This window comes from Bradyrhizobium manausense, assembly GCF_018129685.1.
Lineage (GTDB): Bacteria > Pseudomonadota > Alphaproteobacteria > Rhizobiales > Xanthobacteraceae > Bradyrhizobium > Bradyrhizobium manausense_D.
In genome coordinates this window covers 1-26,206 of sequence record NZ_JAFCLG010000030.1, presented here as the reverse complement: position 1 = coordinate 26,206, position 26,206 = coordinate 1, and the positions used below count along the sequence as shown (strand labels likewise).

Sequence of the window (26,206 nt, the reverse complement as noted above, 5' to 3'; positions counted from 1 at the left end):
ACTCCATGCGGCGGCTTATTTTCCCCGCAACTTCTCAATCAGCGGTGAAAGCAAGGACGACTTTTGTTTCTTCGTCTCGCTGCGGCCGGTCAGGCGCTGGGCGATCTGGAGGAACATCTCGATCGATTTGTGATTGGCGGAGATCTCCGCGATCATCTGGCCGTTGTTGGCGGCCGCGCCGAAGATCTGGGGCTCGAACGGGATCGAGACGACCGGCTGGCTCTCGATCGCCTTGGCGAACTCGGTCGCCGCGATCTCCGGCCGCTTGGGAACGCCGACCTGGTTCAGGCAGTAGAGCGGCGGGCGGTCGTTCGGACGCCCGGCCTTCAAGAGGTCGAACAGGTTCTTGGTATTGCGCAGGTTGGCGAGATCGGGTGCGGCGACGATCAGGATGTCGTCGGCGCCGATCAAGGCGCGCTTGGTCCAACCCGACCATTGATGCGGGACGTCGAGCACGATGCAGGGCATGGTCGCGCGCAGCGTGTCGAACACCGCGTCGAAGGCGTCGGTGCCGAAATCATAGACCCGGTCGAGCGTTGCCGGCGCCGCCAGCAGGCTGAGATGGTCCGTGCATTTCGACAGCAAACGGTCAATGAAGGCGGTATCGACCCGGTCCGGAGAGAACACGGCGTCCGCGATGCCCTGCGGCGGGTCCTGGTTGTAGTCGAGCCCCGCAGTGCCGAAGGCCAGATCGAGATCGGCGACCACGGCGTCCATCGCGAGGTCCCGCGCGATCGCCCAGGCCACGTTGTGGGAAATGGTGGAGGCGCCGACGCCGCCCTTGGCGCCGACCACGGCAATGATGCGGCCGACCGCCTTGGCTTCCGGCGCCGAGAACAGGTTGCAGATCGAGCGCACGACGTCGATCGGGCCGACCGGCGCGAGCACGTAGTCGCTGACGCCGCGGCGCACCAGCTCGCGATAGAGCATGACGTCGTTGATGCGGCCGATCACGACCACGCGGGTGCCGGCGTCGCAAACGGTGGCGAGCTGGTCGAGCCCCGCGAGCAGATCGTTGCGCGCGTCGCTCTCGAGCACGATCACGTTGGGGGTGGGCGCAGACCGATAAGCCTCGATCGCTGCCGCCATGCCGCCCATCTGGATTTTCAGATGCGCCTTGCCGAGACGGCGATCCTCGCCGGCCGATTGCACGGCGGCGGCGGTCTCCACGGTTTCGCAGAAGGCCTGGACCGAGACACGCGGCGCGGGCGCAATATGCTCCTCGACCGGCGGCGATGCGGCCTCCGGCTGCTGTTCCTGAGTCTGACGCGCGTAGCTGATCATTTGCCGGTGTCGCTGAGTTTGGCCTTTTCGGCCTCGGGATAGGTGATCGCCGTCGGAGTCCCCTTGCGGTATTTCTCGAACTGGGTGATGCGCCGCGCCGTGTAGCCCGGAGTTTCAGCCCGCGGCTGCTCGAAGTCCGACGGATTGTCGATCATGGCCGCCATGTTGCGCTGGTAGGCGCAGCCGTAATTGTAATAGTCCTTGTTCTCGAACCAGCTCTTGTTCTTCATCGAGGGGCCGAGATCCTCCGGCCACAGGCCGCAGGGGCCCGCCACCGCGGCGATCTTCGAATAGGTCAGCCGGATCGGCGGCAGGAATCGCTTGTCTTCCGGCTGATAGGGACGCGCGATGATGCCGCGCGGGGGAACGCCAGCTGCCGCCAGCATTGCCTGAATCTCGCGCATGGATTCCGCCACCGGACGCGCATTGGGCGTTCCGGAGGGCACGTCGATGTGGATGGCGCCGGTGCCCTCGTGCATCCAGGCCGACGCGAGCCCCATCACGTCGGCGCGCTGGGCTGCGGTGAGGCCGCCACGGGCGTGTCCGACGAACACGACGATCGAGCGGTTCTGCTCCTCGATCGCAATCGGGTGACGTTGCTTGTAGTCGTCGGGAATGGACGCGGTGGTCACCTCGTCGTGCTGGCAGCCGCCGAGCGCGACTGCGATACCGACGAGCACGCCACTGAGGCCTGCGGCGCGGTGGCGGGTCTGGGGTCGTGTTGTGATCATGACTTAAGTCCCCGTTCCGCGTCAGTCGGTGATGAAGCCGTAGGTGCCACGGTAGTTTCTTGCCGGTTCGGTCCGGCCCGGCACGCCGTAGATGCGGTTGATGTTGCCGATCAGCTCGGCCTGCGGATCGGCAGGCGCGGCGAAGCCGTCATCCGGTCGCGACAGGTCCTTTGGCGCCGCTGCGCGAACGACATAAGGCGTGACGATCACGACCAGCTCGGTCGTGTTGTTGACGAAGTCGCGGCTGCGGAACAGCGTGCCGAGAATCGGCAGCTGCATCAGCCCGGGCAATCCGCTGATCGCCTGCTTGGTCTGTTGCTGGATCAGGCCGGCCATTGCCATCGCGCCGCCGGAGGGAATTTCGAGCGAGGTCTCGGCGCGCCGGGTCTTGATCGAGGGCACGGTCAGCGAGTTGACCGAGCTTGAGGTCACGGCCTGCGACAGCGTGATCGAATTGTCGTTGGAAAGCTCCGAGACCTCGGTCATCACCCGCAAGCTGATCTTGCCCTCGGTGAGCACCACGGGCGTGAAGTTGAGCGAGATGCCGAACTTCTTGAAGCTGATCTGGGTGGTACAGACATGGGTGGTGGGATCGCAGGCATAGCCTGCCGGCACCGGGAATTCACCGCCGGCGATGAAGGTCGCGGATTCACCCGAAATCGCGGTCAGGTTCGGCTCGGCCAGCGTGCGTACCACGCCCGCGGTCTCCATCGCGCGCAGGGTCGCCTGCACGGAAGGCGCCGCGCCGAACCTGGTGGTCAGATTGTTGCCGTCGACGAGGTTGCGGCCGTAGGCGTTGAACGGATTCGAGTTGGTGAAGCTTACCACCGAGGTGCCGTAGTTGAGGTTCGCCGAGAGGTCGATGCCGAGCTGCTTGACGATGTTGCGCGCGACTTCCGCGACCGTCACCTTCAGCATGACCTGGTCGCGGCCGCGGACCACGATCGAGTTCACCACCTTGTCGGCGCCGCCGGCAAGGCGTGCAGCGAGATCGTTGGCCTGCTGCGCTTCGATCGGGGTGGCCGCCGTTCCGGTCAGGACGACGCCGTCGCCGAGGCCGTCGATCTGGATGTCGGAATTGGGCAGGATCTGCTTCAGCGCGGCGCGAGCGCCGTTGAGATCACGCTTGACCGCAATGTCATAGGCGGCGATCTGCTGGCCGGCGGAATCGAAGAACACGATGTTGGTCTGGCCGACCGAGGCGCCGATGATGTAGGCGCGCTGCGACGAGCGGACCACCGCATTGGCGATCTTGGGATCCGCGACGAGCACGTCCTTGATGTCGCGCGGCAGGTCGATCACGATCGACTTGCCGACGCCGAGCGAGAGGAACCGCGCGTTCATCTGGCCGTCGGCCGCAGCCGGAGCCGCGGGACGATAGTCCGCGGCGATCACGGGCGTCAGCGCGGGATTCAGCGTCAGCGCGACGGCGGCCGAGAACGACAGGGCGCGAACCATCGAGGTTCGCAGCGTTGCCGGATTTGCCCTGCACTTCATATCGACTGTCCTCATCGTGCCTTCGTCGCCTGGGTCGGGACGCCGTAGCGAATGATCGAAATGCCGTCGCGCTTCTGCGCGGTCTCATCGAGCGTGATCTCGGTCGTCTTGCCGTCGGCAATGCTGCGCAACGCCAGTGAGAGCGTTCCGGCCTGGCGGGACGAGGCAAGCACCTGGGTCTGCGCAGAATTGAGTTCCAGCGTCACGGTCTTGCCGAGCACCGTATTCTGTCCATCCTTCTCCTTGGGAGCCTGGTCGATGGCGAGCACGCGGACATTGACCAGGATGACTTCGGTGCTGACGATGTCCGGCGCGCCGGCGCTCTGGTCGGGGTTCTTGAGGCGGCGCGTGAGCAGCACGTCGACGTGGTCGTTCGGCAGGATGAAGCCGCCGGCGCCGGTCTCCGGCGAGATTTCGGTCGAGATGGCGCGCATGCCGGTCGGCAGGATCGCAGCCATGAAGCCTGAGCCGTCGGCCTTCACCAGCTTCTGGTCGCGGATCGGTTCACCTTGGATGAAGGGGGCGCGCGCGATCGACCCGGTGACCTGGGTCGCGCCTTCGGGGCGCTCGCTGCGGCGGATGAAGGTGGAGCTTGCGGTCGCGGTCGGCCAGGTCTGCCACTGCACGTCGTCCGGCTTCACCGTCTGGCCGAGGCCGATGTCGTTCTTGGCGACCAGAACGTCGGTGGTGGGAAGCTGCGCGACCGGAGCCACTGGAGGCGGCGCAGAGTCCGAGCCGCTCGCCAGATACGCAGCGACGCCGCCGGCGCAGATGGCGGCCGTCAGGACGACTATGCGTGCCCTATTCATACGCTTCACTTTCCACAGAACGCTGCGACGCTGCCGCCGCCGTAATCGGCAGTTGACCAGCTATTCGTCAAAGCATGGTTAATGAGGCGTATCTAAATCGCCTTAACGCCGGGTTATCGCGGCGTTCAGCGCAGTGCGAGGTGAGCGAGGTCGATCGCCTTCACCCATTCGGTCTCGGGGTAGATCATCAACGCGCCAAGCGCGAGCGCAATGCCGTAGGGAATGCCCGTCTGCTTGTCGTGCAGCCGCGCCAGCCAAGCCTGACCCGCGAGCCCGTAAGGCAACGGCCATTGCCGGAACTGGAGCAGGAGCAGCGTCAGCGCGCCACCGAACAGCGACGCGTAAAGCAGGAAGTCCATCAACTGCGCGAAGCCGAACCAAAGCGCGACGGAAGCTGCGACCTTGGCGTCGCCGCCTCCCATCCAGCCCATCGCAAAGCAGGTGAAGGCCACGATGAGGATCAACGCGCCGGCGCCGACATGGCTCAGCACCTCGTAAGGTGCCATGCCACCGGCAACAGCAAGCATGAAGAAGCCCGCGACCAGCACCAGCGAGACGCGGTTCGAGATCGTCATCGTGAAGAGATCGCTCGCGGCTGCGAAAGCCATCAGGGCCGGGAAGAGCAGAAGGCGCGCTAGGTCGAGGATCATGGGCTGCGTCTTGGGCCAGGATAAATTGCCGGATGGAGGCGTCGGCGCATGCTACAGCGCAGTGCTAAACAAACCGACAACGGTTGCAGCAGTCGCGGAGCCGGGCTCACCACAGACTGGCGATGCGCATTGCGAGCGTGGCCATGGCCAGCAGCAGCGCAAGGCAGACCCAATAAGTCGACGCGTCGTTGCGCGCCGTGTCCGCCTCGTTCGCCGCAACCGCGGCATCGGTGCTGTGCCTACGCAACGCCACTGGAACTCGCACGATCCAAAAAAACAAAGGCCCCGGAGGTCCGGGGCTTTTGCCGTCGTTTGTCGTCCGGCTTACTTCAGCGAGGAGCTGATCGAGCCGAACTTGGTGTTCAGCGTGGTGCCGAGGTTGTTGACGACGGTGATGATGGCCAGCGCGATGCCGGCGGCGATCAGACCGTATTCGATAGCGGTGGCGCCGGATTCATCCTTGGCGAAACGCGCAATCAGGTTCTTCATGAACTAAACTCCATCTGGGTGTGGTCGCCTCGTTCGGCGCTGTATTGACGTTACGACCATGTGTGCCGAGCTCTTTCGGTAGAGTTAATTCAATCGGTCAAACCCGCGTCCTGCGCGAAGCTTTTGGCCAAAGTGAATTTCGCCTTAAGGGTGTTGTCGCAATTCGTTCGAGTTGCGAACGCGGCGTCAACTTCACCCTCCCTTAAATCTAGCGGAGTAGGGGTTAAGTCAGATCAGCAGCCTGAAAGAGACGACGATGATGTCGAGCCTGCCCATGCAAGTTGCCCTGATGCTCGGCGAGACCATCGAGAAGGTGATACCGGTCACTTTCGCGCTCGCGGTAATCTTCACGGTGCTCGAACATTTCTGGGCCTGCAACCCCGGTCCGGCGTGGTGGCGCAAGCGCGAGATCATCACCGACATCTGCTACTGGTTCTTCGTTCCCGTGTTCGCCCGCACGATGCGGATCGGACTCCTGATCGTCACTGCCGGCTTCTTCTTCAACATCCATGATGCCGACGAACTGATCGCCTTCTACGACAACGGCCATGGCCCGCTCGCGCAGCTGCCGCTCTGGGTGCAGGGCATGCTGTTCCTGGTCGCCGCCGACTTCATGCTGTACTGGCTGCACCGCCTGTTCCACGGCGGCGAGTTCTGGAAATACCACGCGATCCATCACTCTTCGGAGGAGATCAGCTGGATCTCGGCGGCCCGTTTCCATCCGGTCAATCTGATGATCGGCACGATCAGCGTCGACGTCGTGCTGTTGATGGCCGGCATTTCGCCGAACGTCATGATCTGGGTCGGCCCGTTCACGACTTTCCATTCGGCATTCGTGCACGCCAACCTGAACTGGACCTTCGGTCCTTTCAGATATGTGCTGGCAACGCCCGTGTTCCACCGTTGGCACCACACGCCGCTCGAAGAGGGTGGCAACACCAATTTCGCCGGCACTTTCCCGATCTGGGACGTGTTGTTCGGGACCTTCCGCATGCCGATGGGTGAGCTGCCGCAGGATTTCGGCAAGGACGAAGCGGCCATGCCGAAGGAGATCGCCGGCCAGCTTGCTTATCCGTTCCGGCACTAGGCGGGTGATAAAACGCCAGTCCGTTAGAACAATAGTGGGCGAATTTGCGGAACGTTCACGAATTACAGGCAGGTTAACCGCGTCGGGCGCCGGCTCCGCTTCCTGATCGATTCTGCCGGTTTGTGACGTCCCGGGGTAAAAGTATGCGTAAAGAGTTCCTGCGCCGTCATGCGCGCATCTGTCTGCTGGCCACCGTCGCTGCGCTGGCCTCGCCTGCGATTGGCCTTGCCGAGCCCACGGTCGATACCATCGCGGTCAATGTCGACCAGGCCAAGCTGGTGCGGCTGCCTGGCAAGGTGGCGACGATCGTTGTCGGCAATCCGCTGATCGCCGACGTCACGCTTCAACCGGGCGGGATGATCGTTGTGACGGGCAAAGGCTACGGCGCTACCAACTTCATTGCGCTCGATCGCGGCGGCGAGATCCTGGTCGATCGGCAGATCCAGGTCGAGGGTCCGAGCGACCGCCTCGTCACCGTCTATCGCGGGATCGAGCGCGAGTCCTATAGCTGTATGCCGGTCTGCCAGCGCCGGGTCACGCTCGGCGACAGCGACACCTACTTCACCACCACGATGAACCAGGCTGGTGCGCTGAACAGCAATGCCAGCGGCACCGCCGGCGCCGGCGCCAAGACGAATTAGCGTCAAGATAAACTGGCGAAGACAAACCAGCGCGAAGACGAACCAGCGCGGCAATGTCATCGGGAGCGGCTGCCGAGCGGGACTCTGGGCCGCGCCGGAGCCGCAAAGTGTCCGTGCGCGGCGTGGTTAACCCGATCTTAACGATCCGGTCCGGCCGGAGCGGACGGCCTGAAACACTTAAACAATCAGTTTCCGGTACTGATCGGGGCAGATGATCGCTGCCGCTGGGGAATTTGACGCGATGCCATCGCCCGCACCTTCGAGGTTCACGCTCAAGACCGCCCTGAGCCGGTTTCGCGGCAATCGGCGCGGATCCGCGGCGGTCGAGTTTGCGCTGGTCGCGCCGGTCTTCTTTGCGTTGTTGTTTGCCATCATCGAGACGGCGATCATATTCTTCGCGAGCCAGGTGCTCGAGACCGTCACGCAGGACTCCGCGCGCGTGGTGCTGACCGGCCAGGCGCAGTCGGGTTCGGTGGGGTCCTGCGCAGTGGGCGGCGTGGCCACGGCCTGCACGCAGGCGACGTTCAAGACCTATGTCTGTAGCCAGATTCCGGCGTTGTTCGACTGCAACAGCCTCTATGTCGATGTCGAGAGCTACTCGTCTTTTTCGTCGGTCACGCTGTCGAGCCACATCGATGCGGCCGGCAATTTCGACACCAATATGCTCTACAGCCCGGGCAATGCCGGCGACATCGTGGTGGTGCGGTTGTTCTATCAGTGGCCGCTGTTCGTGACCGGGCTCGGCTACAACGTCTCCAACCTTGCGGGCCACAAGCGGCTGCTCGTGGCGACGGCTGCTTTCAAGAACGAGCCTTATTGAGATCGACGGATCGGGCAGAACGATGCAGGCGATTACGAAATTCTGGCGGACGAGCCGTCTCACCGCGCACGAATTCCTGGCAGACGGAACAGCACTCGCGGCCACCGAGTTCGCGGTGGTCGTGCCGCTGATGCTGGTGATGTTCTTCGGTACGGTCGAATTCTCGTCGGCCGTGGCGATCGATCGCAAGGTGACGCTGATGGCGCGAACGCTGTCGGACCTCACCTCGCAGTCGACCTCGGTCGCCGACAGCGACATGACAAATTTCTTTGCGGCCTCGACCGGCATCTTGACGCCCTATGACGCCACGCCGGTATCCTCGACGATCAGCGAGCTTTATGTGGATTCGACGCAGACGGCGCACGTCCAGTGGAGCAAAGGATCGGCGCCGCGGACCCAGAAGTCGGTGGTCACGATTCCCACGACGCTCGCGATCGCCGGCACCTATCTGATCTTCAGCGAAGTCAGCTACATCTACACGCCGTCGGTCGGCTATGCGCTCAAGGGTTCAATCACGCTGAGCGATGTGGCTTACACCCGCCCTCGGCAGTCGACTTGCGTCTATTACAGCCCGGCGACGGCCTGCACCAACTACTGAGCGCATCCGCCCCGCGGACATGAAAAAGGCCGTGCATCCTGCACGGCCTTTTCCGTTGTTTAGTGCCTTGGCGCTGATGCTTGCGCGCGCTCGGCGGAGCGCGACGTCGATATCAGCCTGCGTCGCGAAGGTTGTCGGCAGCCGACTTGCCGGACCGGCGGTCGGCGACGATCTCGTAGGAGACCTTCTGGCCTTCGCGCAGCGAGCCGAGGCCGGCACGCTCGACAGCGCTGATGTGAACGAACACGTCCTTGCCGCCATCGTCGGGCTGGATGAAGCCGTAGCCCTTGGTCGCGTTAAACCACTTTACGGTTCCCATGCTCATGGGGGTAGTCCCTTCTCGCATACAATGTCAGTGCCCGCTCGCGCAGGCCGGTTAGATCGAATTTTTGGAAGGGTCGTCAGCGTGTCTGAACCGGCTGTACCGGTGGATGCTAATGTCGTCCGGCCGAAAATCGATGTGTTCATTTTATTGGAATTAAGGCGCCAAAACAATGCTGACGTGCACGATTTTTTGATCCGCCGTGATGCCACGGCGGATCAGCATACAGTCAGCATTTTAGTGCCGCGCCTTAGGCGCGGGCAGGCGAATTAACGGCGACGGAATTGGCCGCCGCGCTGCGGGCCGCCTCGTGGCGGTCCACCGGCGGTCGCGGGACGTTCGTCCTTGTGGCGGAAAATCAGTCGGCCCTTTTCGAGGTCATAGGGCGACATCTCAACCGTCACGCGGTCGCCCGCCAGCGTCTTGATGCGGTTCTTCTTCATCTTGCCGGCGGTGTAGGCGACGATCTCGTGACCGGCGTCGAGCTGCACGCGGTAGCGCGCGTCGGGGAGGATTTCGGTGACCAGTCCTTCGAACTGGATCAGCTCTTCCTTAGCCATGAATTTCTCCAGGTCGTGGACGGCTAGTGCGAATAGGGTTTGCGGGTCGGTTGGCCCATCGGCCGACTCTCGCGGCGTAAAAAGGCCACGCCTTGTATCCCATCAGACGCTCCGGCGCTATGCGTGGAACGCTGTTCTGAACGGTCGTTTTGCGAGGAATGCACCTTCCCGCCGGAGCGAGGGCGACGAGGTCCCTTCGAGGTCTTCGGGCTGTTGCCGGGCCTTCCCTCATGCCGTCCGTCAGCGCGCCGGCCTTCACCGGGCCGTCCTTCGCCCTGCTTTCCGGCGCTGTGGTGGCGTCCGTCCGAATGCCGCTCGTCGCTGCGCCGTCCGTCCCCGTGGCGTCCCTCTCCATGCCTTGCGCCTTGCGGACGCTGGCCCGGGCGACCGCCCGGCCGGCCCTGCCGTTGTTGCGGCGGAGGCGCGCCGGCGTCGCGGCGGCCGGCATCGGTGCGGAGGTCTTCGCGCGGCAGCGCGACCTTGATCAGCCGCTCGATGTCGCGGAGATAGCTGAGTTCCTCGCCGCCTGCGACCAGCGAGATCGCGGTGCCTTCGGCGCCGGCGCGCGCGGTGCGGCCGATGCGGTGCACGTAGGTCTCGGGCACGTTGGGCAGGTCGTAGTTGATGACGTGGGTGATGCCGTCGACGTCGATGCCGCGGGCGGCGATGTCGGTGGCGACCAGGGTACGGATTTCCCCGGAGCGGAACTGAGCGAGCGTGCGCTCGCGATGGTTCTGCGACTTGTTGCCGTGGATGGCGCTGGCGGGGACGCCGGCCCTCTCGAGCGTCTTCACCACCTTGTCGGCGCCGTGCTTGGTGCGGGTGAAGACCAGCGCGCGGTTGATCGGCTCCTCCTTCAGCAGCTTGGTCAGGAAGTTGGCTTTGGCCGAGAAATCGACCTGGATGATGCGCTGGTTGATGCGCTCGGCGGTCGAGGAGACCGGGGTCACCGCGACGCGGGCGGGATCACGCAGCATGGAATCGGCGAGCTCGGCGATGTCCTTCGGCATGGTGGCGGAGAAGAACAGTGTCTGCCGCTTGATCGGCAGCTTGGCGACGATTTTGCGGATGTCGTTGATGAAGCCCATGTCCAGCATGCGGTCAGCCTCGTCGAGCACGAGGAACTCGACGCTGCCAAGCTTCAGCCCGTTGCTCTGCACGAGATCGAGCAGGCGGCCGGGGGTCGCAACCAGCACATCGACCCCAGGCATCAGAGCGCGGACCTGGCGGCCCATCGGCACGCCGCCAATGGCGAGCGTCGAGGCCAGGCGGATGTGGCGGCCATAGGCGTTGAAGCTGTCGAGGATCTGCCCCGAAAGCTCGCGGGTCGGCGACAGCACCAGCACGCGGGCCGTCTTGGGCTGCGGCTTGATGCGGTTCTCGAGCAGGCGGTGAAGGATCGGCAGTGCGAAGGCGGCGGTCTTGCCGGTGCCGGTCTGGGCGATGCCGACGACGTCGCGGCCGGTCAGCGCCGTGGGGATCGTCTGGGCCTGGATGGGAGTGGGGGTGACGTAATTCTCTTCGGCGAGAGCACGTGCGATGGGTTCGGCGAGGCCGAAGTCCTGAAACGAAGTCAAAAGATGGGTTCTTTCCATGTCAAATGCCGGCGCCCGGCGCAATCAGCGGGGCGCGTGCATAAGGGTGTCGAGAAGACACCTGCGTGTTTGGGGTGTCGGATGGCTTGGGAGATGTGGGGCAAGCCAGAGGCCCGTTAGGGCTTAAGAACACGCGGCTCGCAACGATCGCTCGATTCGCGAGCGATCTCCTCCTTCATATGGAACATCGGCGCGGCGCTTTCAAGGCAGGCGTTCGACCGGCGTCGATTGCAGTGCAAAAATCGTTATGCCGGATTTTTAGCCAGCCGCGACGATTTGCTCAAAAAATAAACTGATTGCCGCGTGAGCATACATTTTATTCGCCCAAGAATTAAGCAGTCAGACTGCGGCGAAATTTTGATTGCGCGAGAATTACCTTGATTGACCAATCACTTGGCGGGTGCCCAGGCCATGGCATGGTTCTTGCGATTCCGTTAATCGCAGGCGGCCGTGGGGCCGTTTCGCAGCGTCTTTTCACGTCTGCGTCAGGGAGATGATACATCCATGCTTAACAAATCGACTCACGATATAGCGGCGTCATTTAGCCGCCGTGGCGTTCTCGCCGCGACCGCCGGACTGATGCTCGGTCTGGCTTCCATTTCCGGCGCGAAGGCTGCTGACGACACCATCAAGGTCGGCGTGCTTCACTCTCTGTCGGGCACCATGGCGATCAGCGAAACCACGCTGAAGGACACCATCCTCTTCCTGATCGACGAGCAGAACAAGAAGGGCGGCGTGCTCGGCAAGAAGCTCGAAGCCGTCGTCGTCGACCCCGCATCGAATTGGCCGCTGTTCGCCGAAAAGGCGCGCGAGCTGATCACCAAGGACAAGGTCTCGGTCGTGTTCGGCTGCTGGACCTCGGTGTCCCGCAAGTCGGTGCTCCCGGTGTTCAAGGAGCTCAACAACATCCTGTTCTACCCCGTGCAGTATGAGGGTGAAGAGTCCGAGCGCAACGTGTTCTACACCGGCGCGGCGCCGAACCAGCAGGCGATCCCGGCCGTCGATTATCTGATGAAAGACGAGAAAGTGAAGCGCTGGGTGCTCGCCGGCACCGACTACGTCTATCCGCGCACCACCAACAAGATCCTGGAAGCCTATCTGAAGTCCAAGGGTGTCGCCCAGGAAGACATCATGATCAACTACACGCCGTTCGGTCACTCCGACTGGCAGACGATCGTGGCCGATATCAAGAAGTTCGGCTCGGCCGGCAAGAAGACGGCGGTGGTCTCGACCATCAACGGCGACGCCAACGTCCCCTTCTACAAGGAACTCGGCAACCAGGGCATCAAGGCGAAGGACATCCCGGTGGTCGCGTTCTCGGTGGGTGAGGAAGAACTCGCCGGCCTCGATACCAAGCCGCTGGTCGGCCATCTCGCCGCATGGAACTACTTCGAGTCGATCAAGACCCCGGCGAACGAGAAGTTCATCAAGGACTGGCAGGCCTACACCAAGAACCCGAAGCGTACGACCAACGACCCGATGGAAGCCCACGTGATCGGCTTCAACATGTGGGTGAAGGCCGTCGAGAAGGTGAAGTCGACCGATCCGGACAAGGTGATCGACGCGCTTCCCGGCATCGAAGCACCGAACCTGACCGGTGGCGTGTCGAAGATGCTGCCGAACCACCACATCACCAAGCCGGTGTTCATCGGAGAGATCAAGGCGAACGGTCAGTTCGACGTGGTCTGGAAGACCCCGGGTCTCGTCGCTGGCGACGCCTGGTCGAAGGAGCTTGATGGCTCCAAGGACCTGATCGGCGACTGGGTCGGCAAGAAGTGCGGCAACTTCAACACCAAGACCAACAAGTGCCTCGGCTCCGGCTCCTGATCCGGATCTGACATTGATTGTACGACGGGAGAGGGCGGCTATTCCGCCGCCTTCTCCCCACTTCTGCCGGGGTGATCCACAGTGCCAACCAAATTGTCCGCTCGTTTTGGTACCTTTGTCCTCTCGCTATTTCTGATCGCGTTCGCGTTGCCGGCCTTCGCCGGTCCGTTTGAAGATGCGGTCGCCAAATTCGCCAACGATGATTATTCCGATACGGAAGAAGCGATTGGTGTGGTCGCAAGCAGCGGCAACAAGCTTGCTTTTCCGATCATCAGCGCACTCCAGGACGGTCGCCTCATGGCCGATCCTGACAGCAAGAAGGTTTACGTCACCGGTACCGACGGCAAGTCGATCGATGCCGCAACCGGTGAGGCCGTGGCCAGCGTGCCCGACAGCGCCAGCGCGGTCCGCCTCAACAATCGCCTGCGCCGCAGCGTCGACGCCGCGCTCGGCGGCCTGACGCTGCAGTCGCCTGACCTTGCGACGCGCCTCCAGGCCGCGCAATCCGTCTTCAAGTCGCACGAGGAGACTTTGCTCGAGCCAGTCGAAAGCGCGCTTGCCAAGGAAAGCAACAAGGCGGTCAAGACGGCGCTGGGTGAAGCGCGCGCGGCCATCCTGCTGTTCAAGTCCGACGCCACCGAAGTGCAGAAGCTCGAGGCCGTGGCCACCATCAAGGCGCGCGGCGATCAGGATGCGCTGGCGCTGCTCTCTGACCTGGGCTCCGACCAGCCGGCCTCCGTCGCGAAGGCCGCGACGAGCGCGATCGGCTCGATCCAGGGCTCGCTGGCGATCTGGTCTTCGGTGCAGAACGCCTGGTATGGCCTGTCGCTGGGTTCGGTGCTGCTGCTCGCCGCGATCGGGCTTGCCATCACCTTCGGCGTCATGGGCGTCATCAACATGGCCCATGGTGAGATGGTGATGATAGGCGCCTACACCACCTTCGTGGTGCAGGAGGTGATCCGCACCCGCTATCCCGCTTTGTTCGAATATTCGCTGCTGATCGCCGTGCCGCTCGCATTCCTCGTCGCCGGCGGCATCGGCGTGCTGATCGAGCGCAGTATCATCCGCTTCCTCTATGGCCGGCCGCTGGAGACGCTGCTCGCGACCTGGGGCCTGTCGCTGGTGCTGCAGCAGGCGGTGCGCACCATGTTCGGGCCGACCAACCGCGAGGTCGGCAACCCCTCCTGGATGAGCGGCGCGTTCGAGCTCGGCCAGATCACCATCACCTATAACCGGCTCTGGATCCTCGTTTTCACGCTCGCCGTGTTTCTGATCCTGCTCGCGATGCTGCGCTACACCGCGCTTGGCCTCGAGATGCGCGCGGTGACGCAGAACCGGCGCATGGCGGCATCGATGGGCATCGCCACCTCGCGCGTTGACGCGCTGACCTTCGGGCTCGGCTCGGGCATTGCCGGCATCGCCGGCGTGGCGCTGTCGCAGATCGACAATGTAAGTCCCAATCTCGGCCAGAGCTACATCATCGACAGCTTCATGGTCGTGGTGTTCGGCGGGGTCGGCAATCTCTGGGGTACGCTGGTCGGCGCCTTCACGCTCGGCATCGCCAACAAGTTCCTCGAGCCGGTCGCTGGCGCCGTGCTCGGCAAGATCGCGATCCTGGTCCTGATCATCCTGTTCATTCAAAAGCGGCCGCGCGGCCTGTTCGCGCTCAAGGGCCGTGCGGTGGAAGCATGACGTCTCACATGCTGACGCGATCGCTCGACCGCGGCGCGGCCATGTTCCTGATGGTCGTCGCGGCCTGCGGCATCCTCATCCCGCTCTCCAACCTCCTGCTGCCGGCGGGTTCGGTGCTGCAGGTGCCGACCTATCTGGTCGCGCTCTGGGGCAAGTATGTCTGCTACGCCATCCTGGCGCTGTCGATCGACCTGATCTGGGGCTACTGCGGCATCCTCTCGCTCGGCCACGGCGCCTTCTTCGCGCTCGGCGGCTACGCCATGGGCATGTATTTGATGCGCCAGATCGGCACGCGCGGTGTCTACGGCAATCCAATCCTGCCCGACTTCATGGTGTTCCTGAACTACTCGAAGCTGCCCTGGACCTGGTACGGCTTCGACATGTTCTGGTTCGCCGCGCTGATGGTCTTGCTGGTGCCCGGCCTGCTCGCGTTCTGCTTCGGCTGGCTCGCCTTCCGTTCGCGCGTCACCGGCGTGTATCTGTCGATCATCACGCAGGCCATGACCTATGCGCTGCTGCTGGCTTTCTTCCGCAACGATTTCGGCTTTGGCGGTAACAACGGCCTGACCGACTTCAAGGACATCCTGGGCTTCAATGTGCAGGCCGAGGGCACGCGTGCCGCGCTGTTTGCGCTGAGCTGCCTGGCGCTGATCGTCGCCTTCCTGATCTGCCGCTCCGTCGTGTCTTCCAAGCTCGGCAAAGTGCTGATAGCGATCCGCGATGCGGAATCGCGCAGCCGCTTCCTCGGCTACCGCGTCGAATCCTACAAGCTGTTCGTGTTCACGCTGTCGGCGTGCATGGCCGGCGTCGCCGGCGCGCTCTATGTGCCACAAGTCGGTATCATCAATCCGGGCGAATTTGCGCCGGGCAATTCGATCGAGGCGGTGATCTGGGTCGCGGTCGGCGGCCGCGGCACGCTGGTCGGTGCCGCGCTCGGCGCCATCGTGGTCAATTACGCCAAGACGTTCTTCACATCAGGCGTGCTGGCGCCGTACTGGTTGTTCATGCTGGGTGCGCTGTTCATCCTGGTGACGCTGCTGCTGCCGAAGGGCATCGTCGGAGCCTTCAACGCCTGGCGGGAGTCGGCGAGAGAGAGGCGCCCGGCTGCGGCGGCCGCGAGCGCGGCGGCCGAAGACGGCATCACCGAACCCGACATGGCGGAGGAGCGGTCATGAACGTCATGGATAACCGCGCCACCTCCGCGATGCTCTATCTCGACGGCGTGCACGTCTCGTTCGACGGTTTCCACGCCATCAACAATCTGTCGCTGACGCTCGCGCCCGGCGAGATGCGCGCCATCATCGGCCCGAACGGCGCCGGCAAGACCACGATGATGGATATCATCACCGGCAAGACCAAGCCTGACCTCGGCACGGTGTTGTTCGACGGCGTGACCGATCTGACGCGGCTGGATGAGACCCGCATCGCCGAGCTCGGCATCGGTCGCAAATTCCAGAAGCCGACGGTGTTCGAGAGCCAGACCGTGCAGGACAACCTCCTGCTCGCGCTAAATGTCGATCACAGCGTCAAGGGCACGCTGTTCTGGCGCGGCAGCAAGCCGGAATCGGAGCGCATCGACAAGGTGCTGGAGACGATCCGCCTCACCGATGCCCGCAACCGGCTCGCCGGCAGCCTCAGCCACGGCCAGAAGCAATGGCTCGAGATCGGCATGCTGCTGGCGCAGGACCCGAAGCTGCTGCTGGTCGACGAGCCCGTCGCCGGAATGACCGACGTCGAGACGCACCTCACCGCCGAGCTGCTGAAGGAGATCAACAAGACCCACACCGTGATGGTGGTCGAGCACGACATGACGTTCGTGCGCGAACTCGGGGTCAAGGTCACCTGCCTGCATGAAGGCACCGTGCTCGCCGAGGGAACCATCGACCAGGTCTCGTCCAACGAGCGGGTCATCGAAGTCTATCTGGGTAGATAGCGAATGGCGAATAGGGAATGGCCAACGGACTGGCCGTTTCTTCTACTCGCCATTCGCTACTCGCTATTCGCCCGCAAAGGTGTTTCTGATGCTCGAAGTTAAAGACATCAATTTGTTCTACGGCGCGGCGCAGGCGCTGCGCGGCGTGTCGATCGCGGCCGAGCCTGGCAAGGTGACCTGCGTGCTCGGACGTAACGGCGTCGGCAAGACGTCGCTGCTGCGGGCCATGGTCGGGCAATATCCGATCTCGTCAGGCGCGATCCTGTTCGACGGCAGCGACATTACCGGCCTGAAGCCGTATGAGCGGGCGCGCAAGGGGATCGGCTTTGTGCCGCAGGGCCGCGAGATCTTTCCGCTGCTGACGGTCGAGGAGAACCTCAAGACCGGCTTCGGCCCGCTGAAGCGCCAGGACAAAAACATTCCCGACGACGTGTTCTCGCTGTTTCCGGTGCTGCAATCCATGCTCGGCCGGCGCGGCGGCGATCTTTCCGGCGGCCAGCAGCAGCAACTCGCGATCGGTCGCGCGCTGGTCATGCGGCCGAAACTGCTGCTGCTCGACGAGCCGACGGAGGGCATCCAGCCTTCGATCATCAAGGACATCGGCCGCGCCATCTCTTACTTGCGCAATCTCGGCAATATCGCCATCGTGCTCGTCGAACAATATCTCGACTTTGCCTGCGAACTCGGCGACAGTTTCGCGGTGATGGATCGCGGCGCGGTGAAGTTCACCTGCGATCGCTCCACGCTCGATCCGGCCGAAATCAGCCGCCAGATGGCGCTGTAGGCCGGGAAATCCTGCCGCGACCGGCTGGGGAGACGGATGCGCAGCGACACTTTGGCATCAGCTTCTGTATTCGAGGCCAACCGCGCCCGTGGCGCCGTGCGCTTCGACGTGCATGTCCGCGACGGCGTGACGCGGCGGGGCGCTCTGCATGAATCCGGCTCGCTCCGCGTGCGGTTTCCCTCGCCGGAAGATGAGGGCCTGTCCGGCGTGTTCGTCAACACGGCCGGCGGCGTTGCCGGCGGTGACCGGTTCGACATCGAGATCGCGGCCGCAGATCGCTCGCGCTTGACGGTGACCACCGCGGCCGCCGAAAAGGTCTATCGCGCCCCCAGGGCGGCGGCGCAACTCAACATTTCCTTGAAGGCTGGCGCTGACGCGCATCTCGGCTGGCTGCCCCAGGAGACGATCCTGTTCGATCGCGCCCGGGTCCATCGCCGCTTCGACATCGAGCTCGATGAGACCGCCTCACTGCTGCTTTGTGAAATTGTCGTGTTCGGCCGCACCGCCATGGGCGAGCGGATGGAGCAGGGCGAATTCGTCGACCGCTGGCGGCTGCGCCGCGGCGGCAGGCTGGTGTTCGCCGAGACCATCAGGCTTGACGGCAATATCGGTGCGAAACTCGCGCGATCGGCGGTTGCGAAGGGCGCCGCCGCGATCGGCACAGCGCTGATCGCGCCGGGCGACGAGGCATTGGTCGAGCGCATCCGCGAGGCGTCGGAGTCTTTCGCCGGCGAGGTCGGAATCTCCGCCTGGAATGGCTTTGCAATGGCGCGGTTCTGTGCCCAAGATGCGGCGCGGTTGCGTGCCGACATGATGGCCGTGCTGGCCCGCACCGGCGCGGCGCTGCCCCGGCTGTGGCTGAATTGACGGCCGGCTGAAATTGAAGTGTTGAACGGAAGAGATTCTGCATGAACCTGTCTCCCCGCGAAAAGGACAAGCTTCTGATCTCGATGGCGGCGATCGTGGCCCGCCGCCGGCTCGACCGCGGCGTCAAGCTCAATCATCCCGAGGCGATCGCGATCATCTCCGATTTCATCCTCGAAGGCGCGCGCGATGGCCGCACCGTCGCCGAGCTGATGCAATCAGGCGCGCAGGTGCTTACCCGCGACCAGGTGATGCCCGGCATTCCCGAGATGATCCACGACATCCAGGTCGAGGCGACGTTCCCTGACGGCACCAAGCTCGTCACCGTGCACGAACCGATCCGATAGGAGCGAGAGCATGATCCCCGGCGAACTCTTCATCCAGGACGGCGAGATCGAGCTCAATGCCGGCCGCAAGACCGTGACGCTGACGGTCGCCAACACCGGCGACCGCCCGATCCAGGTCGGCTCGCACTATCATTTCTTCGAGACCAACCCGGCGCTGAAGTTCGACCGCAAGAAAGCCCGCGGCATGCGCCTCAACATCGCCGCCGGCACCGCCGTCCGCTTCGAACCCGGCCAGACCCGCGACGTCCAGCTCGTCGCCCTCGCCGGCAAGAAGACCATCTACGGCTTCCGCGGCGACGTGATGGGGAAGCTGTGATTCATGCTGGCCGACGTCCGCCTCATCTCCGAAGCCGCTGAGCTGGCCGCGCGCCGGCACAATGGCATGGCGCGGAAAGGGCGGGGGAACGAGCCTTACATCAACCATCTCGCAGAGGTGGCGAGCCTGCTCGCCACTGCGACCGAAGGCGCCGACGCCGAGCTGGTCGCGGCCGGCTGGTTGCACGACACCATTGAAGACACCGAGACCACGCGTGAAGAACTCGCGCAGAAATTTTCGGATCGCGTGGCGTCGCTCGTCGTGGAATGCACAGACGATATGAGCCTGCCGAAGGCCGAGCGGCGGCGGCTTCAGGTGATCGATGCGCCGAAGAAGTCCGCGGGCGCAAAGCTGATCAAGATCGCTGATAAGATCAGCAATATCGGCGCGCGCATCCATTCGGAGCCGAGCGCAGAAGAGCGCGACGACCTCACCGACTATACCGGCTGGGCCGAGCAGGTCGTCGCCGGCTGCCGCGGCGGCAACTCCTGGCTCGACACGACATTCGACGACATGGTGCGAAAGGCGAGGGCCTCGCTGTGAGCACTGAACTGGAATTCAAACGCAAACGGGGCTTGTGATGTCCGTCAAGATGAAGCGTTCCGTCTATGCCGACATGTTCGGCCCGACCACCGGTGACAAGGTGCGGCTGGCCGACACCGATCTGATCATCGAGGTCGAGAAGGATTTCACCACCTATGGCGAGGAAGTGAAGTTCGGCGGCGGCAAGGTGATCCGCGACGGCATGGGGCAGTCGCAAGTCACCAACAAGCAGGGCGCTGCCGACACCGTCATCACCAATGCGCTGATCGTCGACCATTGGGGTATCGTGAAGGCCGACGTCGCCATCAAGGACGGCATGATCGCAGGCATAGGCAAGGCCGGCAATCCCGACATCCAGCCGGGCGTGACGATCATCATCGGGCCCGGCACCGACGTGATCGCGGGCGAGGGCAAGATTCTCACCGCCGGCGGCTTCGACAGCCATATCCATTTCATCTGCCCGCAGCAGATCGAGCATGCGCTGATGTCCGGCGTCACCTCGATGCTGGGTGGCGGCACTGGTCCCTCGCACGGTACATTCGCCACCACCTGCACGCCCGGTCCCTGGCACATCGCCCGCATGATCCAGTCGTTCGACGCCTTCCCGGTCAATCTCGGCATCTCCGGCAAGGGCAACGCCTCGCGGCCCGCGCCGCTGGTCGAGATGATCAAGGCCGGCGCCTGCGCGCTCAAGCTGCATGAAGATTGGGGCACGACGCCGGCCGCGATCGACAATTGCCTGTCGGTGGCCGATGACCACGACATCCAGGTGATGCTGCATTCCGACACGCTGAACGAATCCGGTTTCGTCGAGGACACCATCAAGGCGTTCAAGGGCCGCACCATCCATGCCTTCCACACCGAAGGCGCCGGCGGCGGTCACGCGCCTGATATCATCAAGGTGGCAGGTCTCAAGAACGTGCTGCCGTCCTCGACCAACCCGACGCGCCCCTTCACCCGCAATACCATCGACGAGCATCTCGACATGCTGATGGTGTGCCACCACCTCGATCCTTCCATCGCGGAGGATCTGGCGTTTGCCGAAAGCCGCATCCGCAAGGAAACCATCGCCGCCGAAGACATCCTTCACGATCTCGGCGCGCTCTCGATGATGTCCTCGGACTCGCAGGCGATGGGTCGTCTCGGCGAGGTCATCATCCGAACCTGGCAGACCGCCGACAAGATGAAGAAGCAGCGCGGGTCATTGCCGCAGGACAAGGGCAAGGACAACGACAATTTCCGCGTCAAGCGCTACATCGCCAAGTACACGATCAACCCGGCGATCGCGCATGGCGTGTCGGAGCTGATCGGCTCGGTGGAGAAGGGCAAGCTGGCTGATCTCGTGCTGTGGTCGCCGGCCTTCTTCGGCGTGAAGCCGGATTGCATCGTCAAGGGCGGCACTATCGTCGCCGCGCCCATGGGGGATCCCAACGCCTCGATCCCGACGCCGCAGCCGGTGCACTACCAGCCGATGTTCGGTGCCTTCGGCAAGGCGCGCACGGCGTCCTCGGTGGTCTTCACCTCGAAGGCTGCCGTCACTGGAGGCCTCGCACGAAAGCTCGGCATCGAGAAGAAGCTCTATGCGGTCCAGAACACCCGCAGCAAGATCTCGAAGAAGAGCATGATCCACAACGACGCCACGCCCAATATCGAGGTCGATCCCGAGACATACGAAGTGCGGGCCGACGGCGAGCTGCTCACCTGCCCGCCCGCCGAGGTGCTGCCGATGGCGCAGCGATATTTCATGTACTGAAATAGCGCCTCAACGCATGTCCCAAAAAGGCATGGTTCCTTCGCATGTCTCACGGCCTGTCCGGGGTCGGCTTTTCCGGTTTTGCGTTCGATGCCGGCTGGTCTAATGTCCCGCCCGGTATCTAGCCCTTCAAAAAGAAAAGCCGGGAGGATTTCTCGTGATCTACGTCGTTGCCACTTTGACCATCAAGCCCGAAACCCGTGCCGAGTTCATTGCAGCCGCCACCGCCTGCATCAAGGAGACGCGGAAGGAGCCCGGCAATATTGCCTACGATCTGCACGAGAGCGTCACCGATCCCGCCAAGATGGTGTTCGTCGAGCAGTGGGAGAACATGGAAGCGTTGGGGCCGCATCGGACGCAGGAACACATGAAGACGTTCGGCCGCGTTGCGGTGAAGTGCTTCACGGCGCCGCCCAAGATCGAATACATCACGCCTGAGAAGGTCGAGACGAGGTAACAGCGCATGATCCGGGCGACGCAGGTCAAGGGACAGCACCGCTTCACGGAAGCGCCGGCAGATACGGTCGTGCTCGATTTCGATGATCGGCACCGCCGCCGCATGGCGATGACGGGGACGCGAGGCCTCGAATTCCTGCTCGACCTGGAGAACGCCGTTGCGCTGCGCGGTGGCGATGCGCTGGTGCTGGAAGACGGCCGGCTGGTCGAAGTGGTTGCGGCGCCCGAGCCGTTGCTCGAAATCCGCGGCCATGATCCGCACCATCTCATCCGCGTCGGCTGGCATCTTGGCAATCGCCATCTGCCGACGCAGATCATGGCCAAGGGCCTGCGCATCCGCCGCGATCACGTCATCGAGGCGATGGTGAAGGGTCTGGGTGCGAAGGTGGTGGAGATCGAGGCGCCGTTCGATCCCGAAGGCGGCGCCTACGCCGAAGCCAGCCACGCGCACGGACATGATGACCATGCGCATCACGATCATGGCCCCCGTCACCACGATCATCACCATCATGATCACGCCGCGCATGACCATGGGCATGATCACCACCATCACGACGACGAGCATTGCGACCATCCCGACCACCACCACGGCCACAAGCATGCTCATGACCACAAATGAGCCGGTCGCCGGCGACCTCGCCGAACGTGAGGCCGCGGCGCTGTATCGGCTGATGACGTGGCTGTCTCCGGCGTTTCCCGTCGGCGGCTTTTCCTATTCCAGCGGCATCGAGTGGGCCGTCGAAGCCGGAGACATTACCGACATCGCCACGCTCGCCGATTGGCTCGACGCCATGCTGGGCGAAGGCTCGGGCTTTTGCGATGCGACCTTCCTGGTTCAGGCCTATCGCGCTGCCGAGGCGGGCGAAGATGCAGCCTTGAGCGATGTTGCGGAGCTTGCCGCAGCTTTCGTGCCCTCGCGCGAGCGGCAGCTCGAGACGACTTCGCAGGGGCGCGCCTTCATCGATATCAGCCGCGCGGCGTGGGATGCGGACGGACTGGATGCCATGGTCGCGGCATGCCGCACTTCAATGGTCTATCCTGTCGCGGTCGGCGTCGTCGCCGCGATGCACGGCGTGCCGCTGGCGCCGACGCTGCACGCCTTTCTGCATGCGCTCGTCTCGAACTGGATTTCGGCGGCCAGCCGGCTCATTCCGCTCGGCCAGACCGACAGCCAGCGCGTGCTGGTGAAGCTGGAAGCCGCTGTCGCCGCAACCGCTCACCGGGCGCTGAATGCGACACTGGACGACCTCGGCAGCGCGACCTTCCGCGCCGATCTCGCCGGCCTGCGGCACGAGACGCAATATACGCGGTTGTTTCGGTCATGAACGCGTTGTGTTGCACTCCGCCGTCGTCCTGGCGAAAGCCAAAACCCATAACCCCAACTGTGTGTGGTTATGCATCCGTGGGGCCTCGGCTTATTGCGACAACAGAGTTCGGTGGCAATGGGTCCTGGCTTTCGCCAGGACGACGATAGGAAACAATCTCAATGGCAACTTCTCACGGCCCCTTGCGTGTCGGCGTCGGCGGTCCCGTCGGATCGGGCAAGACCGCGCTGATGGACCTGCTCTGCAAGACCATGCGCGAGCGTTACGACATCGCCGCAATCACCAACGACATTTACACCAAATGGGATGCGGAATTCCTGGTGCGTTCCGGCTCGCTGACGCCGGACCGGATCGCCGGCGTCGAGACCGGCGGCTGCCCGCACACCGCGATCCGCGAGGACGCCTCGATGAATCTGGCTGCAGTCGCTGACATGCGTGCCAAATTCCCCGGGCTCGATCTCGTCCTGATCGAATCCGGTGGCGACAATCTCGCTGCCACTTTTTCCCCGGAGCTTGCCGATCTCACCATCTACGTCATCGACGTTGCCGCCGGCGACAAGATCCCGTCCAAGGGCGGTCCGGGCATCACCCGCTCCGACCTTCTGGTCATCAACAAGATCGACCTCGCGCCCCATGTTGGTGCGTCCCTTGAGAAGATGGATACGGATGCCAAACGCATGCGCGGCGGGCGTCCCTTTGTCATGACCAACCTGAAGAAGAGCGAAGGGCTCGACCGCATCGTCGGCTTCATCGAGACCAAGGGTGGACTGAAACGAGCGGGTTGAAGCGGGCCGGCTGACGGGCCGCGGCGACGTGGCGCGGTCCAATTCCGCCGTTAACGCCTGAGGCGGAACTCGGCCAGCGGAACAAATTTCCGACACGGCAATTGTCTACCTCCGGTGCCCGGAGAGAAGCCGCTGTTGGCCGAACGATAGGCCGGGCGGATTAAGCTTTTTGGGCGACCCAAGTTGCGTCGAGATGCCTCCTCCTTCATTATCCAGCCACTGGGCTCACCCTGTTTCGGCACATGGCCGTTTGAGCGGCGTTGATATGCTCTGTGTTTATTGCCGACCTGCCGCTTTCGCCTGAGTAGTCGCGTGGTCCGGCTGGGTTTCATCATCGGTTTTATCGCCCTGCTCGGAGCCTTGCTCTCGGGGCTTGCGGCCTATCGTGTCCACGACCAGGAACTGGCGCTGGACCGGATCGCGCTGGCGCGCGCAATCGACGTTCATGCGAGCCTGGTCCAGGACAGGTCGACCGAGCGCGAGCTGCTGGCGCGTGTCGCCTCAGGCCTGTTCCGCGCGCCATCGGTGTTGAAGCCCAATATGCTGGAGCCACTGCGCTCGGCGATCTACGCCTTCAAGACCGATTTCGTCGTCGCCGGTTGGGTCGCCCGATTGCAACCGTCCGAACTCGCGGCCGCACAGACGGCGATCAAGGCCGCCGGCTTTGCCAAGCCCGAGATCCGCGACTACAACGACAAGCCGGTCGACCCTGCAAGCCTGACCCAGCCGATCGACGTATTGATGGACCTCGAGCCGCGCAGCGACGAGACCATGGCGCTGCCGGGCCGCAGCTACGATAACGATCCCGTTCGCAGCGCGATGCTGGCGCGGGCCAGGATCGAGAAGCGGTCCGTCGCCTCCGACCCGGTACCGCTGTTGCGCGGAAACGGGCCGATCGGTGTCATCGTCGCAGCCCCCGTCATTCCCGAAGGTGCCACCGAGCCGGTCGGATTCATCACGTTTTCCTATGAGCTCGCCTCGTTGATGTTGACCAACGACGATCTGTCGTTGTTCTCGGTCGCGCTCAAGGACCCTCGCAAAGACAACAGCGAACTCGTCGCCAACGATCAGGGCGTCGTGTCCACCCGCATCACGCCGCCGGAAGGGCCGTCGCCGTCTGCGACGCGCACCATCAGCTTCGGCGGGCGCGATTGGCAGCTCGGCTATTACGCCAAGACCAATTCGGCACGACGGGCCGAGCAGACCGCGATCATCGTGGCGGCGATCGGCTTCGCCATCACCGCGATGGTGTGCGGCCTGTTCGGCTATGTCGCCTACAACAATTTGCGGCTCAGCCGCGAGATCCAGGTGCGGATCGGCTTCGAGCGGCGGCTGACGGCTGTCATCGACGAGCTGAATCATCGCGTGAAGAACATCCTCGCGGTGATCCAGTCGATCGTGACGCGCACGCTGCGGCATGGTTCGGATATCGACAGTGCCCGCGAGCTGTTGATCGGTCGCATCCACGCCATGTCCAACGTGGTGTCGCTGCTCAGCGAGAGCCAGTGGCAGGGCGTCAAGCTGAAGGGCCTGTTCGAGGCGCGCGCGATTCCGCATGCCGATCGCATTGCCGTCAGCGGCCCGGATATCGCCGTCAGCGCGCGCGCCGCCCAGAGCCTGTCGCTGCTGTTTTTCGAGCTTGCCTCGCATTCGGACGAAGGCCTGTCGCTGGTCGGCAAGCATCCGCACATTACTGCGAACTGGACGGTGACCGGCGAGGAGCCTGACACCGTGTTTCAATTCCGCTGGGAGGAGTTCAACACCAGCCAGGCGACGCGCCGGCCGGATTCGGATTTCGGCCTGATCCTGCTGGACCGCGTGGCGCCCGAAGCGCTCGGCGGCACCGCCAAGCGCTATTTCACCGATGTCTCCTATGTCTACGAACTCACCGCGCCGATGGAGACGGTCGTTGACATGACCGAGCGTGACCGCACCGAAAAGATCTCCGCGCCGGTGCGACCCGCCAAATAGCTTCAAGTCGTCAGCGGACTTGACGCCGGGGCCTCAGGTCGAGCGCGCAGCGATGGCCGTCATCTCGAGTTTGACGTTGGGTCCGAGATCGGCCACGCCGACGGCGGTACGCGCCGGCAGATGAGCTTCTGCAAAGTGCGCCTTCCAGGCTGCGTTGAACGCAGCCTTCTCGCCCAGATCCGTCATGAAGATGGTCACCTGCAGGACGTTGGCGAGGTCAGATCCGAGAGTCTCCAACAGGCGCGACAATTGGCCCAGGACGTCGTTGGCCTGGCCCGACATGTCCAGGCTCGTGTCCTCGGGGACGATCCCGCCGATGTAAAGCACGCCGGCATGCTCGACCACTTCGTGGAGCAGCCCTTCGTAAGGCAAGATGCGCTTGATCATGGTGAGGACGATGCTCCTGTCGTAAGAGGCGTGAGATCTTGTCGCGTCCGGTACCGGACCTAAAGCGCGATGAGATTGGGTTGAATCGTCATCGCGCTTTAGGTTGTTGTTTGAGCATGATCTTTTCGGAAAACCGCTGC

The 26,206-nt window shown here is 63.5% G+C and carries 30 protein-coding genes; 19 read left to right on the top strand and 11 right to left on the bottom strand.

Annotation, left to right across the window (positions count from 1 at the left end; genetic code table 11):
• Positions 1-15: 15 nt before the first annotated feature.
• The 7 genes from JQ621_RS33250 to JQ621_RS33220 form a co-directional block, all read right to left on the bottom strand.
• Complete coding sequence (locus JQ621_RS33250) at positions 16-1,284, bottom strand: AAA family ATPase (protein WP_212241265.1); 1,269 nt, start codon at positions 1,282-1,284, stop codon at positions 16-18.
• Positions 1,281-2,015, bottom strand: a complete 735-nt coding sequence (locus JQ621_RS33245; protein ID WP_212241264.1) for a CpaD family pilus assembly protein — start codon at positions 2,013-2,015, stop codon at positions 1,281-1,283. The genes JQ621_RS33250 and JQ621_RS33245 overlap by 4 nt, the downstream gene beginning before the upstream one ends.
• Positions 2,016-2,036: 21 nt before the next feature.
• Positions 2,037-3,512 carry a type II and III secretion system protein family protein gene (locus JQ621_RS33240; protein ID WP_212241263.1) on the bottom strand — a complete coding sequence of 492 codons (1,476 nt, stop codon included), beginning with the start codon at positions 3,510-3,512 and terminating at the stop codon, positions 2,037-2,039.
• A gap of 11 nt (positions 3,513-3,523) precedes the next feature.
• Positions 3,524-4,321 (bottom strand): Flp pilus assembly protein CpaB, encoded by a 798-nt coding sequence (gene cpaB, locus JQ621_RS33235; protein WP_212241262.1) that lies wholly within the window; start codon positions 4,319-4,321, stop codon positions 3,524-3,526.
• A gap of 125 nt (positions 4,322-4,446) precedes the next feature.
• Positions 4,447-4,971 carry an A24 family peptidase gene (locus tag JQ621_RS33230; protein WP_212241261.1) on the bottom strand — a complete coding sequence of 175 codons (525 nt, stop codon included), beginning with the start codon at positions 4,969-4,971 and terminating at the stop codon, positions 4,447-4,449.
• Between the two features lie 106 nt (positions 4,972-5,077).
• The gene (locus JQ621_RS33225) at positions 5,078-5,224 is read right to left on the bottom strand and encodes a hypothetical protein (protein ID WP_212241260.1); all 147 of its coding nucleotides are present in this window, start codon (positions 5,222-5,224) and stop codon (positions 5,078-5,080) included.
• A 71-nt stretch (positions 5,225-5,295) separates the two neighbouring features.
• Complete coding sequence (locus tag JQ621_RS33220) at positions 5,296-5,460, bottom strand: Flp family type IVb pilin (protein ID WP_079851750.1); 165 nt, start codon at positions 5,458-5,460, stop codon at positions 5,296-5,298.
• A 259-nt stretch (positions 5,461-5,719) separates the two neighbouring features.
• Between JQ621_RS33220 and JQ621_RS33215 the strand changes: the two genes are divergently transcribed.
• From JQ621_RS33215 to JQ621_RS33200, 4 genes are all read left to right on the top strand, one after another.
• Positions 5,720-6,547, top strand: a complete 828-nt coding sequence (locus tag JQ621_RS33215) for a sterol desaturase family protein (RefSeq protein ID WP_212241292.1) — start codon at positions 5,720-5,722, stop codon at positions 6,545-6,547.
• 143 nt (positions 6,548-6,690) lie between these two features.
• Positions 6,691-7,188 (top strand): pilus assembly protein N-terminal domain-containing protein, encoded by a 498-nt coding sequence (locus JQ621_RS33210; RefSeq protein WP_212241259.1) that lies wholly within the window; start codon positions 6,691-6,693, stop codon positions 7,186-7,188.
• A gap of 241 nt (positions 7,189-7,429) precedes the next feature.
• Positions 7,430-8,008 (top strand): TadE/TadG family type IV pilus assembly protein, encoded by a 579-nt coding sequence (locus JQ621_RS33205; protein ID WP_212241257.1) that lies wholly within the window; start codon positions 7,430-7,432, stop codon positions 8,006-8,008.
• 22 nt (positions 8,009-8,030) lie between these two features.
• The gene (locus JQ621_RS33200) at positions 8,031-8,606 is read left to right on the top strand and encodes a TadE family protein (RefSeq protein ID WP_212241255.1); all 576 of its coding nucleotides are present in this window, start codon (positions 8,031-8,033) and stop codon (positions 8,604-8,606) included.
• A gap of 112 nt (positions 8,607-8,718) precedes the next feature.
• Here the strand turns inward: JQ621_RS33200 and JQ621_RS33195 are convergent, their stop codons facing one another.
• From JQ621_RS33195 to JQ621_RS33185, 3 genes are all read right to left on the bottom strand, one after another.
• Positions 8,719-8,931, bottom strand: a complete 213-nt coding sequence (locus JQ621_RS33195) for a cold-shock protein (protein ID WP_057759442.1) — start codon at positions 8,929-8,931, stop codon at positions 8,719-8,721.
• 266 nt (positions 8,932-9,197) lie between these two features.
• Positions 9,198-9,488: a translation initiation factor IF-1 gene (infA, locus tag JQ621_RS33190; RefSeq protein WP_008546913.1), complete on the bottom strand. Its 291-nt coding sequence runs from the start codon at positions 9,486-9,488 to the stop codon at positions 9,198-9,200.
• Between the two features lie 23 nt (positions 9,489-9,511).
• A complete protein-coding gene (locus JQ621_RS33185) occupies positions 9,512-11,083 on the bottom strand; it encodes a DEAD/DEAH box helicase (RefSeq protein ID WP_212241254.1) in 1,572 nt (523 codons plus the stop codon).
• 504 nt (positions 11,084-11,587) lie between these two features.
• Here JQ621_RS33185 and urtA point away from each other — a divergent pair.
• The 15 genes from urtA to JQ621_RS33110 all read left to right on the top strand — a co-directional run bounded on the left by urtA (position 11,588) and on the right by JQ621_RS33110 (position 25,679).
• Positions 11,588-12,910 carry an urea ABC transporter substrate-binding protein gene (gene urtA / locus JQ621_RS33180; RefSeq protein WP_212241253.1) on the top strand — a complete coding sequence of 441 codons (1,323 nt, stop codon included), beginning with the start codon at positions 11,588-11,590 and terminating at the stop codon, positions 12,908-12,910.
• An 81-nt stretch (positions 12,911-12,991) separates the two neighbouring features.
• A complete protein-coding gene (gene urtB, locus JQ621_RS33175; protein ID WP_212241252.1) occupies positions 12,992-14,602 on the top strand; it encodes an urea ABC transporter permease subunit UrtB in 1,611 nt (536 codons plus the stop codon).
• Positions 14,599-15,777 (top strand): urea ABC transporter permease subunit UrtC, encoded by a 1,179-nt coding sequence (gene urtC / locus JQ621_RS33170; protein ID WP_212241251.1) that lies wholly within the window; start codon positions 14,599-14,601, stop codon positions 15,775-15,777. Before urtB ends, urtC begins: the two co-directional genes overlap by 4 nt.
• The gene (gene urtD / locus JQ621_RS33165; RefSeq protein ID WP_212241250.1) at positions 15,774-16,535 is read left to right on the top strand and encodes an urea ABC transporter ATP-binding protein UrtD; all 762 of its coding nucleotides are present in this window, start codon (positions 15,774-15,776) and stop codon (positions 16,533-16,535) included. Before urtC ends, urtD begins: the two co-directional genes overlap by 4 nt.
• Positions 16,536-16,623: 88 nt before the next feature.
• Positions 16,624-17,319 (top strand): urea ABC transporter ATP-binding subunit UrtE, encoded by a 696-nt coding sequence (urtE, locus tag JQ621_RS33160; protein ID WP_212241249.1) that lies wholly within the window; start codon positions 16,624-16,626, stop codon positions 17,317-17,319.
• 36 nt (positions 17,320-17,355) lie between these two features.
• Positions 17,356-18,186, top strand: coding sequence for an urease accessory protein UreD (locus JQ621_RS33155; RefSeq protein ID WP_212241247.1), 831 nt, complete (start codon positions 17,356-17,358; stop codon positions 18,184-18,186).
• Positions 18,187-18,227: 41 nt separating this feature from the next.
• Complete coding sequence (locus tag JQ621_RS33150) at positions 18,228-18,530, top strand: urease subunit gamma (protein ID WP_007605424.1); 303 nt, start codon at positions 18,228-18,230, stop codon at positions 18,528-18,530.
• Positions 18,531-18,540: 10 nt separating this feature from the next.
• Positions 18,541-18,846: an urease subunit beta gene (locus tag JQ621_RS33145; protein WP_212241245.1), complete on the top strand. Its 306-nt coding sequence runs from the start codon at positions 18,541-18,543 to the stop codon at positions 18,844-18,846.
• Between the two features lie 3 nt (positions 18,847-18,849).
• On the top strand, positions 18,850-19,389 hold the full coding sequence (locus JQ621_RS33140) for an HD domain-containing protein (RefSeq protein WP_212241244.1): 540 nt from the start codon (positions 18,850-18,852) through the stop codon (positions 19,387-19,389).
• A 37-nt stretch (positions 19,390-19,426) separates the two neighbouring features.
• Positions 19,427-21,142 (top strand): urease subunit alpha, encoded by a 1,716-nt coding sequence (gene ureC, locus JQ621_RS33135; RefSeq protein WP_212241242.1) that lies wholly within the window; start codon positions 19,427-19,429, stop codon positions 21,140-21,142.
• A 157-nt stretch (positions 21,143-21,299) separates the two neighbouring features.
• The gene (locus JQ621_RS33130; RefSeq protein WP_212241241.1) at positions 21,300-21,599 is read left to right on the top strand and encodes a putative quinol monooxygenase; all 300 of its coding nucleotides are present in this window, start codon (positions 21,300-21,302) and stop codon (positions 21,597-21,599) included.
• Between the two features lie 6 nt (positions 21,600-21,605).
• Positions 21,606-22,217, top strand: coding sequence for an urease accessory protein UreE (locus JQ621_RS33125; RefSeq protein WP_212241240.1), 612 nt, complete (start codon positions 21,606-21,608; stop codon positions 22,215-22,217).
• Complete coding sequence (locus JQ621_RS33120; RefSeq protein WP_212241291.1) at positions 22,198-22,923, top strand: urease accessory protein UreF; 726 nt, start codon at positions 22,198-22,200, stop codon at positions 22,921-22,923. Before JQ621_RS33125 ends, JQ621_RS33120 begins: the two co-directional genes overlap by 20 nt.
• 161 nt (positions 22,924-23,084) lie before the next feature.
• A complete protein-coding gene (gene ureG, locus JQ621_RS33115) occupies positions 23,085-23,708 on the top strand; it encodes an urease accessory protein UreG (protein ID WP_212241239.1) in 624 nt (207 codons plus the stop codon).
• A gap of 312 nt (positions 23,709-24,020) precedes the next feature.
• Positions 24,021-25,679, top strand: coding sequence for a CHASE domain-containing protein (locus tag JQ621_RS33110; RefSeq protein ID WP_212241238.1), 1,659 nt, complete (start codon positions 24,021-24,023; stop codon positions 25,677-25,679).
• Positions 25,680-25,712: 33 nt separating this feature from the next.
• On the opposite strand, the gene JQ621_RS33105 is transcribed toward JQ621_RS33110, so the two are convergent.
• Positions 25,713-26,066 carry a RidA family protein gene (locus tag JQ621_RS33105; protein ID WP_212241290.1) on the bottom strand — a complete coding sequence of 118 codons (354 nt, stop codon included), beginning with the start codon at positions 26,064-26,066 and terminating at the stop codon, positions 25,713-25,715.
• Positions 26,067-26,206: the final 140 nt, after the last annotated feature.